Raw genomic sequence first — 16,267 nt, 5'->3', positions numbered from 1 at the left:
TATTTAGTATACTTTGATTTGTTCGATACATCTTCTATTGGAATTCGAAAAAAAGTATTATGGCAGTTTAAAGCAATGGAGAAACAAGGATTTGAAATAGAATTAGCTTATAGAAAGGAAGATAAATTAATATTTATTAATACCGCAGAAGCTGTATTAAAAGAATATAATATTTCGGGATTATGGTATCGTTCAAGTATTTATAAATCCTTAAAAATACTTCTATCCCATAATGTGTATGATGTTGTATATATTAGGACCCCTGGTTTTGTAGACCCAGCGTTCTATAAAACCTTGAATTTATTTAAAAGGAAAGGGATTGACGTATATTTAGAAATGCCAACATATCCTATTGGAAAAGAATATATTATGTATTGCAAACAGCTTTTTAAAAATAGAAAAATCAAACGATTAATTTTCCAAATAATCGGAGGACTTATACATAAGTTGTTAAGTAGAAAAATTAAAAAATTTGTCTCATATATAGTCACTTTCATGTCTTATAAAAAAATATGGGGAATAGATGTTATAGAGATCGAAAATGGTGTAACAATTGAAGATATTCCTATAGTAACAAAATCAATAGAGAGAACTACTGATGCTGATAATTTAGTATTATTAGGAGTTGCGAATGTTGATGTATGGCATGGATATGATAGAGTGCTTCATGGATTAGCTAATTATTATCAGAGTGATCAACGATCTAATATGAGAAACATTAAATTTTATATTGTAGGAGAGGGAAGAGAAATTGAGAATTTAAAGTTACTTAGTTCGAAGTTATCATTAGAGGGAAATGTGTGCTTTTGCGGAATGCGTAGTGGTAAGGAACTTGATAATCTATTTGATAAAGCTGATTTAGGAATTTCCTCATTAGGAATGCATAGAATAGGGGTTTTACAAGGGTCTACCTTAAAGACTAAAGAATATTGTGCTAGAGGGATTCCCTTCGTATATGCGTACAATGAAAAACAGATCCCAGAAGATTTCACTTATGCTTTAAAAATACCGCATAATGAGGAAGCTTTAAATATGAATACTGTTATGAATTTTTTAGAGAGAATTGCTGAACTACCCATTGAAGAGACATTAAGAAAATTTGCTGAAGATAATTTTACTTGGGAAAAACAAATGAGTATAGTTGCAAGTAAAATCAGAGAAAGGAAATTAGATGAGTCATTTAATGGTGAATTATGACAACTTATCAATAATTATTATATTTGATTGTTTTTTAATTCTCGTGAGTTATTTGTTTTTGAATAAATTTATTGAAAAATTATTAATTATTATTGCAATAACAATGTGTACTTTTTTTTCTGGTGTTGGAATTTTTACGAATTTCGCTGATAACACAGAATATTTAATTTCATTCTTGATTTTTATGGTTTTTTTAGTAGTTCCTTTATCAATTATAATAAGGTCTAATTTATTTGTTGCAAAAAAAAATTATGATGAAATATTTACTAACTTTAAGAGATTGTTCTTTGTTTTAGGTATTTTAGCTTTACTAACTCATTTTGCAAAATTGCTTTATCCTGAGTTTAGATTGTTTGATATCTTTCAATTCAATGGATATCACTTTGCTAATGATACTTTTATAGTTCGATTAGAGCAAAGAAATGATCCTATATATAGTTTTTTGAATTCACTTTCAATTATAATGCTTCCTTTTTATTTTATATTTCTTTATTCTCTTCGGAAAAAGCCTTTTCTTTTTATATTATTTATAATGCTATACCCTTATATTTCTTTTGTACAAACTGGTTATGTTGGACGAACTGAGATGTTATTGTGGCTTAGTATAATCCTAATTTATTTTTATACTGAGAATATTATTAAAAAAAGAACATTATTTATACTAATACTAGTAACACTAACCTTTTTAATACCAGTAATGAATTTTTTATTCTATTATCGTCAAGGGATTGATGTAGCGAAATTTAGTTTTAGTGAAACTTTGAATGATTTTTTGCGACAAGAATCTATTTCCCAAAGTTATTTATACATTACTGAATTGTTTGCTGGACGATTGAATTTTCTTAAAATGATAGAAAGATGGCTCTTTAACATGGTCCCTTTTTACCCAGATAATAATTTCCCAGTGTTGTCGTACATCTTCTCGACAGCCATTACTGGAATTGAGTATGGAGGAAGAAACTTTTATATACTACTTCCAAGTGCGTTTGGTGAGGGAATTATGATGCTTGGCAAATCAGGAACATGGATTTATGCCTTGTTTATTGCGATTTTTTGTGGAGTGATTATTAATGCAATGAAAAATATCAAATTTTTAAGATATTGGAATATTTTCTTTGTATTGAATTTTGGAATGGCTTTTCGAGGTGGTTTTCAAACTTTTTTTTCTCAATACTTTTATACTACTCTCATACTATTTATTGTGATGTTTCTGATGCGATTTATTAGTGAAAAAAATGTCTGATTTCTACTAGGAGTTGTAAGTAATTTGTTTGGTAAATTAAATCTCAAGAGAATTTTATATTCAAATGTCACCAAGCTTGCAACAGGAACTTTAATTAGTCAACTAATTAATATTTCTTTTTCTCCACTACTAAGTCGCTTATTTAACCCAGAAGATTTTGGTGTTAGCGTTTTTTTTCAGTCAATAAGTAGTATTTTACTTGCTGTTTGTACACTTAAATTAGATAGCGCAATTATAGTCTCTAAAAGTGAAGAGAAGGCAAACAAATTAGTTATTATCTCATTGTTCTATACAAGCCTTTTTGCAATATTAATGTATTTCTTTATGCTCGTATTAAACGAAACTGGTATTCATTTATTTAGCTCAGGTAGTAATATTCTACTCATAACTTTATTACTGCTTTCAATATTACTAGGAGGTTCTAATAGTACCTTCAGCAATTTGGCTAACCGAAAAATGGATTATAGAGTTATGATGTGGGTACCGATAATTAACACTTTGTCAGCAACTTGCTTGAATATAATCTTAGGATTAGCAGGGATAACAGGCTACGGATTGATCTATGGACTGATTTTAGGACAACTAATCTCTACAATTGTTCTTATGAGAATATATAGAATACCTAAAATAAAGCCAGAAATAATTAAAACAACTAAAGAGTTTTCTGATTTTCCTTTATACCAAATGCCTGCAATTTTATTGAATACAATATCGGTTCAATTCCCTATTTTCGCATTTTCTTATTATTTTAATGATTCTGTAACAGGTTGGTATTCAATGTCCCAAAGAGTTTTGCTACTTCCACTTACAATTATAGGGAGTGCAGTAGCTCAAGTTTACTTTAGAAAAGCTGCAATTCTTTACAATAACAATGAAAGTTTGCATTCACTAACGAAAAAATTACTAACTAATTCTTTTATAATAGCTTTTATACCTATGTTAATTATTTTAAGTGCCGGTGATAAGATTTTCGGCATTGTATTTGGAAATGAGTGGGTTGAAGCAGGGAATATTGCGAGATATTTAGTTCCCTGGTTTTTAATGGTATTCGTAGCATCACCTTTATCAAATGTACTTATTGTATTGAAAAAGCAAAAACAGAATTTAATAATGAATGTAATTATGTTATTTACAAGATTAATTGCTATAAGTATCGGGGCAACAATATTTACAGACTATAAAAGCACAATACTTCTATTTGGAATTGTTGGTTTTTTTCTTTGGTATATATTTTCTATTTATATAGCTAATTTGACGGGAATTAAGGTTTGGGTATATTTATATAAAAGCATAGCCTTTTTTACTTTATTATTTGTAATATCTTATTTCTTTAGAATTATGCTTTTATAGTGAGGAGGCTTAAATATGATTATTGATAACAATAAAGGGTTTAAGTGGTTTGATAAAAATAATACGATAACAAAAGGCTATTTTTTTTACGAAGGCATTTTTTATAAAGACAACGACTTGAATGATTTCTGCGCAGAAATTGAGGATTATGAAACTTTGCTCGATATAGTAAAACGTGTGAATGGATTTTTCTCTATAGTTCTTTACAGGGGGAATGAAACTTTTGCAGTTGTAGATCGAGTGCGCTCATTCCCTATTTTTTTTACTTCTGATGGTAAATCTATAAGTGACTCTGTAGAAACCCTTAAAGAAAAATATAATATCAGTACAGATGATGCTGACGAAACAGTGTTGTGTGAAATAATATCATGTGGTTATTCACAAAATAATGACACTGTGTTTAATATGATACTTCAATTAGCAGCTGGACAAATATTAAGAGTTAATTTGAATAATATACACCTCGAATATTATTATAAGCATACTCATAAATATGTGGATTATAAATTTGAAGACGTTATCGAGAAAATTAGTAATATAAGCAGTAATCTGTTTGATAGATTAATAGAATCTTTAGAGGGTAAAACGGTAATATTGCCCTTGAGTGGCGGCTATGACTCACGATACATAGCCGCCATGTTAAAGAAAAAGGGATATGAAAAGGTAATTTGTTATACCTACGGTCAAATAGGTAGTTATGAGGTTGAGACATCTAAATCGGTAGCAGAGATCTTGGGATTTGAGTGGCATTATATCGAATATGATGAAAAAGTATGGGATCAACTTCTGGATAAAGATTGCATTAGTTATGGGGAGTATTCTCATAATTATTGTACTATTCCTCACTTTCAGGATTATCCTGCTATTAAGAAACTCATAGAGATGGACAAAATCCCTCAAAATTCAGTTGTTGTTACAGGGTTTTGTGGTGATTTACCAGCTGGAAGTTTTGTATTGGCTAAAGAGGATGAAAATGGTCTTCAATATGAAATGGATTGGTTAGTAAATTATATTTTTAATGAACATTATAAATTTGTCAAAATACCAGAATTTAAAGTTAATGATATAAAAAAGAAGATAAAGAAATTCCTTGTGGATATGAATGAAGAGTTGAAAGATTTCGAATCATTTACGAGTTTATATGAAGCTTGGTTTACAAATAGTAGACCTATTAGGTGGGTTGTTAATTCCAACCGATTGTATGAGATCAACGGGATGGAGTGGAGAATGCCTTTATGGGATAATGAGTTTGTTGATCTTTTCTACAGTTTGAGAACAGAATTTCGCCGTAATTCTTTTATTTATGAAAAATTTTTATTTAATAAGTTATTTATTCCTCTTGGAATTGATTTTAAAAAACCTAGTTTCGTTAACTCAAAACCAAAAATAAAATACAAAAGTTTTAAACAGCGGACTAGAAGGTTTGTTTATATATTATTAGTACGCATAGCGTTTATAACCGGTTGGAGTTCATGGAACTACTTTGATGTGAATAATTATAGTAAAGCAGCATTCTTACTACATAAACAAATTAAAAACAAAAGATTATTAGATTATAAAACTATAAATTTCCATCAGATGAATGCTATTTGGTGGTCAGAAAAAAAATATGGTTCTGTGAAATTGAGGAGAATTTTATATGGAAATAAATAACTTTTAAGGAGTGGATGATTATGAGAGAAATTTCTGTCATTGGTCTAGGGTATATAGGTTTACCAACAGCTTTGATGTTTGCAAAGAGCGGTGTAAGAGTAATTGCCACTGACTACAATGCGAAATTAGTGAATTCCTTAAAAGATGGAATTCTTAGTTTCGAAGAAAAAGGGCTAGAATTACTTTTTAGAGAAGCTCTGTTTAGTGGGATTGAATTTACAACGAAATATCATAAATCTAATATTTATATAATTGCAGTACCAACACCGTATATTAAAGAGAGTAAAAAACTTGATCCTAAATATGTTATCTCAGCAGTTAATAGTGTTTTAGATATTTGTGCAAAAGGTTCAATAATTATCATTGAATCAACAGTTTCACCTGGTTCTATCGATAAATATATACGGCCTGAGATAGAGATGAGAGGGTTTTTAATAGGAGAAGATGTACATTTAGTTCATGCACCGGAAAGAATAATACCAGGAAATATGATTCATGAACTTGAATATAACTCTAGAACTATTGGTGTAGATGATCTGGAAATAGGAGAGAAAGTTAAAGATCTATATTCAAGTTTCTGCAAGAGTGAAATTGTAGTTACCGATATTAGATCTGCAGAAATGTCAAAAGTGGTGGAAAATACATATCGAGATATTAATATTGCGTTTGCAAATGAATTAGCAAAAATTTGTCGTACGGACAATATGGATGTGTATGAGATCATTAAAATTGCGAATAAACATCCAAGAGTTAATATTCTACAACCTGGCCCGGGGGTTGGTGGTCATTGTATTTCTGTAGACCCATGGTTTTTAGTTGGGGACTATCCAGATTTAACTAATATGATACTAATGGCAAGAAAGACAAATGATGCAATGCCAACACATGTATTAGGAAGAGTTAGGGATATTATGAGAGCAAATAGTATTAAAGATACATCAAAAGTGGGATTATATGGATTAACCTATAAAGAAAATGTTGATGATATAAGAGAAAGTCCTACCTTACAACTTTTAGAAAAAATGGATGAACATTTAGCTTTTGGAGTTAAAGTGTTTGATCCTTTTGTAAAAACAAGAATGGTAGAACATCAATTCATGAATTTCGAGGATTTTATAAATGAGATAGAGATAATTGTTATTATGGTTGCTCATGAACATATAAAATATAATATGGATTTATTAAAAGGTAAGTTGATTTTAGATACTAGAAATATTTGTGATTTTAACGATGTTTATAAACTATAAAATAAATTTCTTTAATTTATGAATTAGTAGCTATTAAATTCCCTTCTCACTCCCACCAACTAATAATTAATCACAAAATAACCCATCCTAACCGTAGCGAACCTGCGGTTTTTTATTTATAATAATTATTATCTGGATTTCATAAAGCGTTCAAAAAATCTGTAAAAAGTCGTATTTTCGTGTGATATACTTAACACAGTGTTTTGAGATGTTGTGAAAGTGAATATTATGTAAAATATTCGTTAATATAACTTTATTACAGTAATGAATAGAGACTAGGATGGTGAACTATCGATGCACATCGTCGTCGTTGGCCTGAATTATCGTACGGCTCCCGTGGAGGTTAGGGAACAGTTTGCTTTTGCGGAGAGTGATCTTCCGGCAGCGCTTCATCAACTGATGAAGACGAAGGGTGTGCTGGAAGGGGTCGTAGTAGCCACCTGCAACCGTACGGAAATTTATGTGGTCATGGACCGCCTTCATATGGGAGGTTATTTCCTCCGCGGCTTTATGGAGCAGTGGTTTGGAGTGAAAAACGAGCAATTTGCACAGCATATGTATATATATGAAGACGAGCAGGCGATTGCGCATTTGTTCCGCGTGACCTGCGGCCTGGATTCCATGGTGATTGGCGAGACGCAGATCCTGGGACAGGTACGAAGTTCTTTTCTCACGGCTCAGGCTGAGGGTGTAACTGGAACTTGGTTCAATCGGTTATTTAAACAAGCGGTGACACTCGGCAAAAGAGCACATAGTGAAACGTCAATCGGCGAAAGCGCAGTATCTGTTAGTTATGCGGCAGTGGAACTGGGCAAGCGGATTTTTGGCATGTTCACTGGTAAAAGAGTACTGATTCTCGGCGCCGGCAAAATGAGCGAGCTCACTGTAAAGCATCTATATAGTAGTGGTGCGGCTGAAGTGATTGTCGCTAACCGTACGCTGTCGCGTGCGATTGAACTGGCAGAGAAGTTCTCGGGTAAGCCGAGCACGATTGAAGATGCGCTAAAAACTCTTAATGAGGTAGATATCGTGATCAGCTCAACGGGAGCTGACGGCTATGTACTTTCGGCAGATCAGGTAGCGAATGCTATGAAGCGTCGCCCTTCGCGGCCGCTTTTTATGATTGATATAGCCGTACCCCGTGATATTGATCCTGCAGCGGCTAATGTGCCAGATGTTTTTTTGTATGATATTGACGATCTGGAGGGCATTGTGGAGAGTAACCTGGAAATGCGCCGGAGTGAAGCTGCGAAGATTGAAGTGATGATCGGTGAGGAAATGGATGAGTTCCAGCTGTGGCTTAAGACGCTAGGCGTGAGACCCGTGATCCGGGCGCTTCAGGATAAGTCGAATGCGATTCATGAGGAAACGATGGAGAGTCTGTTCAATAAGCTGCCTGAGCTGGACGAGCATCAGCGCAAGGTGATCCGTCGTTTGACCAAAAGCATTGTGAACCAGATGATGCACGATCCAATCAATGTAATTAAAGAGATGTCCGGTGGCAAGCAGGGGAATGAAGCCCTTGATTATTTCTCCAAAATCTTTGCGCTACAGGAACAGCTCGAATCCAATTCAGATGGCGGAGATTCCGCCCCGGTTAAGCAGTCTAGTTCCACAGAACGTACTGCCGGTAGCGGCGATTTTTCTGTGCCTAAGACGGTGCTTGCTCCGGCAGGCCTGTTGGGTAGGTGAGTGATATGCAACTGCTGAACGGAATATATGATGCCGCTCTGCTGCTATATGCCCTGAGCCTGCTGTTTGTTTTCTCGGATTGCCTTTATCGCAACCCGAGTGGGAAGCGGTTAGGCACGGGGCTTCTTGTTGTTGTGGGTCTTTTGCAAGCTGCAGGACTGGGGATTCGTTTCTCTCAGGAGAAGGGACTGCCCATTTTCACACCTTATGATTTCTTGTTCTGGTTTGCATTTAGTATTGTGCTGACTTCGCTTGCGGTGGCTTTCACACGTGGAGGCGAGTTTACGATTCTGCTGCTTAGTGTGGCTGGATTCTGTGTTTTTCTCCTAAATCGGGTGTGGCTGACGGCGGGGGGACATACGCTTGAGACTTGGAGCTCGGTGTATGGCTGGTTGACGATGCATGTGATTTTGGCCAATTTGAGTTTTGCTGCACTGACGCTTGGGACGGTATTTGCAATATTGTACTTATTCCTGCACACCAGACTCAAAAGCAAGCAATGGAGTGACCGAATTCGCCGTTTACCAAACTTAGAGACTACAGATAAATATTCTTACACCGCTATTCTGGTGGGGACTCCTTTGCTGGCAATCTCTCTGGTGGTGGCTAGCTTATCTATTGTTTCTGAGGGACGGACACTATTATTGAAGGATTTAAAAGTACTAACGACACTTATTGGCCTTGGAATTTACATATTTTATATTATCTTTAAGAAATCCGGGCGGAAAAGTGGAGTAAGTATGGCTCGCTGGGCGATTTTAGGATATGCTTTTATTATCTTGAATTTTTTGTTGAATTCTTTATCTGGTTTTCACGGTTGGAGCGGGGAGTGAAGAGCATGACTCGGTATTTGCCCATAATGCTGAATTGTGAAGGGCAACAGGTTGTGGTTATTGGCGGTGGTGTCGTGGCTGAACGGAAGGTGAGTGGACTACTGGAAGCTGGAGCGGTGGTTAAGATGATTAGTCCCTCTTTGACAGATATGCTTGCCTCACTAGTGAAAAAGGGTCTCATGACCTGGCATGACCGCCCTTATGCTCCCGGAGATCTCCGTGGGGCCTTTCTCGTATATGCAGCCACTAACGATAGAACGGTTAATGAAGAGGTTGCACAGGAATCTAGGCAACTTGGTATTCATGTGAATGTGGCTAGCCATGCGGAAGCGGGGAATTTTATCACGCCCGGAGTTGTACGTAGGGGGCGTTTGACGGTAGCTGTATCTACTTCGGGTGCTGGTCCGCTTGCGGCTGCGAAGATTAAAAGTGTGCTTGAAGATGCGCTGGATGCGGCGTATGAGCCATATTTGGATTTTGTACATACCATGCGAACCCGGATTAAGGAAACAGAATCTTCTGCTGAAGTTCGTGGAAGGCTTTTGCGGAAGCTTGGGGCGCTCGATGTGTTGAATGAGATGAAAAACGGTAGCTTTATTGCATGGAGCCCGGAGGATATGGATGCTTGGATTGCTAGTCATCGGGTAGAGTAAAAGTGCGTGTGGACACTGTGAAGATTACAAAATTAGGTTAGATTAATGATATGAGTACGCTTAAAGTGGCTGAAATGGTCGAATAAGCGGTAAAAGTACCGTTGAATTGGGCTGAAGTGGCGGGATTGGTCGAAAGAAGGGCAAAAATGCCCTTTTAATAGTGCGGAGTAGCTTTTGGTTAGTTTGGATTACTATATACGGTCTTCGGTGAAGAGTAAGAGGCAGACGTAATCAGGAGGAATGGACAATGCGTAAGATTATTGTGGGGAGTAGACAGAGTGCGCTTGCGTTGACGCAAACAGGGCATGTGATTGCGGATTTGGAGCGACTGAGCGAGGAGCATGGTTTTGGATTCACTTTTGAGGTGAAAAAGATTGTTACCAAAGGGGACCGTATCCTTGACGTCACCTTGTCCAAGGTAGGCGGTAAAGGGTTGTTCGTGAAGGAAATCGAGCAAGCGATGCTGGACGAAGAAATCGACATGGCGGTGCACAGCATGAAGGATATGCCCTCCGAGCTACCGGAAGGACTGATCAACGGTGCTGTGCCGAAGCGCGTCGATCCGCGTGACGCGCTGATTTCTAACGGAGGCGTCTCGCTGGACGAGCTGCCTCAGGGCGCACGCGTAGGCACAAGCAGCCTACGCCGCTCCAGCCAGCTAGCTGCGCTGCGGCCTGATCTGGTCATTGAGCCCGTGCGCGGCAACATTGACTCGCGGCTGGGCAAGCTGGAGAGCGGCGAATACGACGCGATCCTGCTTGCAGCAGCGGGGCTGTCGCGCATGGGCTGGCAGGATCGCGTGAGCGCGTACCTGCCGCCGGAAGTTTGCCTGCCCGCTGTAGGGCAGGGCGCACTCGGCATCGAGTGCCGCGCAGATGACGCCGACCTGCGGAAGCTGCTGGCGTTATACAACGACGCCGATACAGCGTTGACGGTGGCGGCGGAGCGCACATTCCTTGGCGCGCTGAACGGTGGCTGCCAAGTGCCAATTGGCGCTTATGCGGTACTTGACGCAGCCGCGGAAGCCACTACCGCGGAGCACAAAATAATCTCCTTAACCGGAATGGTGGGAACACCTGACGGTTCAACGATTTTGAAAGAAACTTGCACTGGGGTAGACCCGGTACAGCTCGGCGAAGAAGTCGCTAAGAAGCTGATCGCAAGAGGAGCGGAGAAGATACTGTCAGACGTTAGGGGATGAGGGGATTGACGGGGAAGGTTTATTTGGTAGGTGCAGGTCCCGGGGACGCAAAGCTGATTACTGTAAAAGGCCTCGAATGTATTCGAAAAAGCGACGTGCTGGTGTACGATCGGCTGGCAAGTCCTAGATTGCTGAAATGCATGAAGCCCGGCGGCGAGAAGATTTATGTTGGCAAGCTGCCGGATCGCCACACGATGAAGCAGGAAGAGATTAATCAATTGTTAGTTGATCTGGCTTTACAAGGGAAAACAGTGGTGCGGCTTAAGGGTGGGGACCCTACGATTTTTGGCCGCGTAGGTGAAGAAGCGGAGCTGCTGCGCAAAAATGGGATCTATTACGAAATCGTACCGGGCATCACGTCGGCGATCAGCGTACCTGCCTATGCGGGTATTCCTGTCACGCACCGCGATCATGCTTCTTCCCTGTCGATTATCACCGGACATGAGAGTCCAGATAAACTGGATCATTCCATTCATTGGGATAAAGTAACGAATGCTACGGGGACGTTAGTGTTCCTGATGGGCGTAGCTAAAATAGGATATATCAGCGCCCAGCTGATCAAGCATGGGCGTCCGCCAGAAACACCGGTGGCGCTGGTGCGCTGGGGTACTCGCGCAGATCAGGAGACGCTGACGGGAACCCTCGCCGATATTGAGGCGAAGGTGAAGGCGGCAGATTTTCAGCCGCCGGCGGTCATCGTCGTTGGCGACGTGGTGCTTCAGCGTGAGCAGCTGAAGTGGGCCGAGGCGATGCCGTTGTTCGGCACACGCATCGTGGTAACACGGGCTCGCAGCCAAGCGAGCGAGCTCGTGGATATGATTGAGGAACTCGGCGGGGAACCCTACGAGTTCCCGGTGATCGAGACGGTCATGCCTGAAGGCGCAGAGAAGAAGGAGAAGATTGCAGCGGCGTTTGGCGCGCTGGAATCGTACGACTGGGTATTCTTCACTAGCCCGAACGGCGTGGAGTTTTTTTGGCGCCACTTGGCGGAGCAGGGGGCGGACATTCGGGGGCTTCACCGCGCAAGAATTGCAGCGGTGGGGCCAGGCACAGCAGCCGCGCTGGCGCAGCGCGGGGTGATTGCTGAGGAGCTTCCGGCGAAGTTTCAGGCGGAAGGTCTGATTGAGACGTTCGGTCCCCAGCTGCTACCGGGGCAGAACGTGCTGTTGCCGCGCGGCGATCTGGGGCGCGACTGGCTGCCGGACAAGCTGAGAGAGCTTGGCCTTCAAGTCACAGACGTCGATACCTATGAGACGGTTGTGACGGGTGAGGATGACGACGAGCTGTTGAAGCTGCTGGAGGAGGGGCGCGTTCACGCGGTGACTTTTACTAGTTCTTCAACGGTGCGCAATTTCATCCACATTCTAAAAAGAATGGGGATCGAAGATCCACTCCCATTGCTAGCTAACGTGAAAATAGCCTGCATCGGGCCATTAACCGAGCAGACTGCCGTGGAAGCGGGGCTTACCCCGGGACTGCTACCTGAAGAAGCAACTATTAATAGTCTGGTGCAGGAACTCTGCCGCTGGAATGCGGAGACTAGGCTCAAGTAGTTTCATAGAGATAGGTGAGCAATAGCCATATTAATATAAGTAACCTTAGACTGGTTGTAGTTTGTACATTAGAATCTCTTAAATTAAGAATCTATTTCAATTCTACTGCACTCTTTACACTCAAAAGCTGGGTATAAGCACAAAATGACTCATCTAGTAGTCAAACAGTTGTATAGAGTGCATTAGAATATGATTTCGAAGCATTCTAAGTCTTTTCTATTGCACATTCTGCAATGAAATCAGATTGTTAACTAACTGGCAGTTAGACGGGCAAACTATAAATGTCCGTTGTGTCTATATATTTTATTTTCAGGAGGATGAACCAATGAGCTTTCCAATTACACGTCACCGTCGTCTACGCGGTTCTGCTGGAATTCGCGGTATGGTGCGGGAGACCGTACTGAATGTGCTGGATTTTGTACAGCCTATATTTGTGACTTATGGAACAGGTGTGAAGAATGAGATTAGCTCGATGCCGGGCGTGTACCATTTTTCGCTGGATACTTTAAAAGCAGAAGTGGACGAGATTGCCGCACTAGGCATTCCGGCTGTGTTGTTATTCGGGATTCCTGAAACGAAGGATGCTATCGGCTCTTCCGGTTTCGCAGAGGATGGAATTGTGCAAGAGGCTACTCGCTTGATCAAGCAGTGGTACCCTGAGCTGTTGGTCGTTGCAGATACCTGCCTTTGTGAATTTACGGATCACGGACATTGTGGGATGGTGCATACGCATACGGTAAATGGTGTGGTACACGGTGATGTCATTAACGATGCTTCGCTAGAGCTGTTGACTCGTACGGCTGTATCCCAAGCTAAAGCTGGAGCAGATATTATTGCCCCTTCGAATATGATGGATGGATTCGTACACGCGATTCGTGCGGGACTGGATGAGAATGGCTTTGAACATGTGCCGATTATGTCGTATTCGGTCAAATATGCTTCGGCATTTTATGGCCCTTTCCGCGAAGCTGCGGATTCAGCACCACAGTTCGGAAATCGCAAAACCTATCAAATGGACCCTGCCAATCTGCGCGAAGCGCTCCGTGAAGCAGAATCCGATGTGCTGGAAGGCGCAGATATGTTAATGGTGAAGCCGGCTCTGGCTTACTTGGACGTAATTCGTACGATCCGCGACCAGTTCGATTTGCCTCTTGTGGCTTACAATGTGAGTGGTGAATATTCCATGGTAAAAGCAGCAGCGCTGCAAGGCTGGATTGACGAGCAAGCCGTTGTGCTGGAAATGCTGACTGGCATGAAACGCGCTGGAGCAGATATTATTATTACTTATTTTGCAAAAGATGCTGCGCGCTGGCTGCGTGGTTAATCTATACCTGTGTGACCAAGAACAGAATAGGAGTGAAGATAGATGAGTAATGAGCCAATGGCGCGTAAAGAAGAAGCGTCCCGCAAGGCTTTTGATGAAGCAAAACAATATATTCCCGGTGGGGTGAATAGCCCGGTACGGGCGTTCAAATCCGTAGGTCTGACTCCGATTTATGTGGATCATGGGATCGGCTCGCGTATTTATGATATCGACGGCAACAGCTTTATTGACTATGTATGCTCATGGGGACCGCTGATTATGGGTCATGCGCATCCTGAGGTTGTAAAGGCATTGCAGGAGACCGCGGTAAAAGGGACAAGCTTTGGCGCACCTACTTTGCTTGAAACTGAAATGGCAAAAACGGTTGTCGAACGTGTATCCTCAGTAGATATCGTACGTATGGTTAACTCCGGAACCGAAGCGACGATGAGTGCAATTCGTTTGGCACGTGGTTACACGGGACGCAGCAAAATTTTGAAATTCGAAGGCTCCTACCATGGTCACGCGGATAGTCTGCTTATTAAAGCGGGTTCCGGTGTAGCCACATTAGGTTTGCCGGATAGCCCGGGTGTTCCCGAAGGTGTGGCAGTAAATACGATTACAGTTCCATACAATGATTTAGAGTCCACTCAGGTTGCTTTTGAACGTTTTGGCAGTGAGATTGCCGCAGTGATCGTTGAGCCGATTGCCGGCAACATGGGTGTTGTACCACCACTTCCGGGATTCCTAGAAGGACTTCGCAAGTTAACTTCAGACCATGGAGCTTTGCTTATTTTTGATGAGGTAATGACAGGATTCCGTGTCAATCGTGGCTGTGCTCAAGGCTTGTTCAACATTACTCCGGATATTACCTGCTTCGGCAAAGTCATCGGTGGAGGACTTCCAGTAGGCGCTTATGGCGGCAAAAGAGAGATTATGGAGCAAATCGCTCCTACGGGACCGATCTATCAGGCTGGCACACTTAGTGGTAATCCATTAGCGATGGCGGCAGGACTCACTACGCTGAAGCTGCTGACACCGGAAGTATATGATCGTCTGGAGCAATTAGGTGCGCGTCTGGAAGCTGGATTGAAAAAGAATTCTATCGAGACTGGTGTTCCGCTGACGATTAACCGCGTGGGCTCGATGGTCTGCCCGTTCTTCACGGAAGGACCTGTAACTAACTTTGAGACGGCCAAGACTAGCAACACGGATCTTTTCCGTCGTTATTTTGGTCATATGCTGAGCCAAGGCATTAGCGTGCCACCTTCACAGTTTGAAGGCATGTTCGTATCGGCTGCGCATAGTGAGCAGGATATTGATGATACCATTGAGGGCCACTATAATGCCCTGAAGGCTCTTTGAGTACTGGAGCCGGAGAACGAACCGGTGGTGGAGCTTGGACTAGACGTGGAGAGTGGCTGGAAGTAACCCCCGGCAAAATCATTACGGGAGCCGAGGATTCTGAAGCTGCGATTGACAAGTGGCTGCTGGAAACTGTAGGTATGCCTGAGAAGCTTCATCTGCGTCTGCGCCGCGAGGGGGGCATTCAGTGGAAGGGAGATCGACTGCGATTGGCACTTTTTCCGGATCGTGAAGCCGGCATTGAACCGGTATGGGAAGAGCTTGAAGTGTTGTATGAGGATGATTTTTGCTTGGTTGCCCACAAGCCGGCAGGCATGGCGGTTCATCCGGATGGCAGTGGCTTAGGTGTAACGCTGGATCACCTTGTAGCTGCGCATTATGTCGCCTCTGGTGATAGTGTAGCTGTAAGGCATATTCACCGCCTGGACAAGGATACAACAGGCCCGGTGATGTACGCGAAGAATGAGTTCGCACAGCTTGTCCTAGACGAGAATATGCGTGAAAAAAGCATTTCGCGGCTCTACGCCGCGATCATCGAAGGCACAGTGCCGCCTACGCTTAAAGTGATCGACGCGCCGATAGGGCGCGATCGTCATCATGCGGCGCGGAGAAGAGTCTCACCCGGCGGACAGTCCGCCGTGACTCGAATCCACGGATGCGAAGCACTGCTTGGCGGGAGCCTGGTGCATGTGCAGCTGGAGACCGGACGGACGCATCAGATTCGCGTCCATCTCAGCCATATGGGTCATCCCTTGTATGGGGATGCGCTATATGGCGGCCCGGTCTGGGCTTCCAGCGCTTCCGGTCGTCATGCGCTCCATGGCGAGATGCTGTCTTTCCGCCACCCTTGGAGCGGTGAACAACTGGAAGTGAGCGATCCGTGGCCGGAGGATATGCTGCAGCTGCGGGAGCTGCTGGCTGAAGCACCTTGATCATTACGTTATAAACTTAAGAGCCGTAGAATCAGCAAAAGCTGG

Annotated in this window: 13 protein-coding genes; all 13 read left to right on the top strand. The window is 41.9% G+C overall.

Annotated elements, in window-relative coordinates:
- Positions 1–18 precede the first annotated feature (18 nt).
- The 13 genes from QNH28_RS23630 (at position 19) to QNH28_RS23570 (ending at position 16,222) form a co-directional block, all read left to right on the top strand.
- Entirely contained in the window at positions 19–1,197 is a 1,179-nt protein-coding gene (locus tag QNH28_RS23630; RefSeq protein WP_283908782.1) for a glycosyltransferase, read from the top strand.
- Between the two features lie 58 nt (positions 1,198–1,255).
- Entirely contained in the window at positions 1,256–2,440 is a 1,185-nt protein-coding gene (locus tag QNH28_RS23625) for an O-antigen polymerase (RefSeq protein ID WP_283908781.1), read from the top strand.
- A gap of 24 nt (positions 2,441–2,464) precedes the next feature.
- Entirely contained in the window at positions 2,465–3,790 is a 1,326-nt protein-coding gene (locus QNH28_RS23620) for an oligosaccharide flippase family protein (protein ID WP_283908780.1), read from the top strand.
- 15 nt (positions 3,791–3,805) lie between these two features.
- Entirely contained in the window at positions 3,806–5,443 is a 1,638-nt protein-coding gene (locus tag QNH28_RS23615; RefSeq protein ID WP_283908779.1) for an asparagine synthase-related protein, read from the top strand.
- Between the two features lie 20 nt (positions 5,444–5,463).
- Positions 5,464–6,690 (top strand): nucleotide sugar dehydrogenase, encoded by a 1,227-nt coding sequence (locus tag QNH28_RS23610; RefSeq protein ID WP_283908778.1) that lies wholly within the window; start codon positions 5,464–5,466, stop codon positions 6,688–6,690.
- Between the two features lie 294 nt (positions 6,691–6,984).
- Positions 6,985–8,382, top strand: a complete 1,398-nt coding sequence (hemA, locus tag QNH28_RS23605) for a glutamyl-tRNA reductase (protein WP_076286482.1) — start codon at positions 6,985–6,987, stop codon at positions 8,380–8,382.
- Between the two features lie 5 nt (positions 8,383–8,387).
- The gene (gene ccsA, locus QNH28_RS23600; protein WP_076300727.1) at positions 8,388–9,215 is read left to right on the top strand and encodes a cytochrome c biogenesis protein CcsA; all 828 of its coding nucleotides are present in this window, start codon (positions 8,388–8,390) and stop codon (positions 9,213–9,215) included.
- Between the two features lie 26 nt (positions 9,216–9,241).
- Positions 9,242–9,868 carry a precorrin-2 dehydrogenase/sirohydrochlorin ferrochelatase family protein gene (locus QNH28_RS23595; RefSeq protein ID WP_283908777.1) on the top strand — a complete coding sequence of 209 codons (627 nt, stop codon included), beginning with the start codon at positions 9,242–9,244 and terminating at the stop codon, positions 9,866–9,868.
- Positions 9,869–10,115: 247 nt separating this feature from the next.
- Complete coding sequence (gene hemC, locus QNH28_RS23590; protein ID WP_283908776.1) at positions 10,116–11,069, top strand: hydroxymethylbilane synthase; 954 nt, start codon at positions 10,116–10,118, stop codon at positions 11,067–11,069.
- Between the two features lie 5 nt (positions 11,070–11,074).
- Positions 11,075–12,622 carry a uroporphyrinogen-III C-methyltransferase gene (gene cobA / locus QNH28_RS23585; RefSeq protein ID WP_283908775.1) on the top strand — a complete coding sequence of 516 codons (1,548 nt, stop codon included), beginning with the start codon at positions 11,075–11,077 and terminating at the stop codon, positions 12,620–12,622.
- A gap of 325 nt (positions 12,623–12,947) precedes the next feature.
- Positions 12,948–13,946: a porphobilinogen synthase gene (hemB, locus tag QNH28_RS23580; RefSeq protein ID WP_042191201.1), complete on the top strand. Its 999-nt coding sequence runs from the start codon at positions 12,948–12,950 to the stop codon at positions 13,944–13,946.
- Between the two features lie 42 nt (positions 13,947–13,988).
- Positions 13,989–15,290, top strand: a complete 1,302-nt coding sequence (hemL, locus tag QNH28_RS23575) for a glutamate-1-semialdehyde 2,1-aminomutase (protein ID WP_283908774.1) — start codon at positions 13,989–13,991, stop codon at positions 15,288–15,290.
- Positions 15,287–16,222 carry an RluA family pseudouridine synthase gene (locus tag QNH28_RS23570; RefSeq protein ID WP_283908773.1) on the top strand — a complete coding sequence of 312 codons (936 nt, stop codon included), beginning with the start codon at positions 15,287–15,289 and terminating at the stop codon, positions 16,220–16,222. The genes hemL and QNH28_RS23570 overlap by 4 nt, the downstream gene beginning before the upstream one ends.
- Positions 16,223–16,267 lie beyond the last annotated feature (45 nt).

It is taken from the genome of Paenibacillus sp. G2S3 (assembly GCF_030123105.1).
In the GTDB taxonomy this organism is placed as follows: domain Bacteria; phylum Bacillota; class Bacilli; order Paenibacillales; family Paenibacillaceae; genus Paenibacillus_AQ.
Note: the sequence above shows the minus strand (reverse complement) of the source record. Positions and strands in the feature narration are given on the sequence as shown.

What these genes read in the sequence shown, in the direction of transcription:
- QNH28_RS23615 (WP_283908779.1), top strand. Translation starts at nt 3,806, where the DNA reads ATGATTATTGATAACAATAAAGGGTTTAAGTGGTTTGATAAAAATAAT.
- QNH28_RS23610 (WP_283908778.1), top strand. Translation starts at nt 5,464, where the DNA reads ATGAGAGAAATTTCTGTCATTGGTCTAGGGTATATAGGTTTACCAACA.
- hemA (WP_076286482.1), top strand. Translation starts at nt 6,985, where the DNA reads ATGCACATCGTCGTCGTTGGCCTGAATTATCGTACGGCTCCCGTGGAG.
- ccsA (WP_076300727.1), top strand. Translation starts at nt 8,388, where the DNA reads ATGCAACTGCTGAACGGAATATATGATGCCGCTCTGCTGCTATATGCC.
- QNH28_RS23595 (WP_283908777.1), top strand. Translation starts at nt 9,242, where the DNA reads ATGCTGAATTGTGAAGGGCAACAGGTTGTGGTTATTGGCGGTGGTGTC.
- hemC (WP_283908776.1), top strand. Translation starts at nt 10,116, where the DNA reads ATGCGTAAGATTATTGTGGGGAGTAGACAGAGTGCGCTTGCGTTGACG.
- hemB (WP_042191201.1), top strand. Translation starts at nt 12,948, where the DNA reads ATGAGCTTTCCAATTACACGTCACCGTCGTCTACGCGGTTCTGCTGGA.
- hemL (WP_283908774.1), top strand. Translation starts at nt 13,989, where the DNA reads ATGAGTAATGAGCCAATGGCGCGTAAAGAAGAAGCGTCCCGCAAGGCT.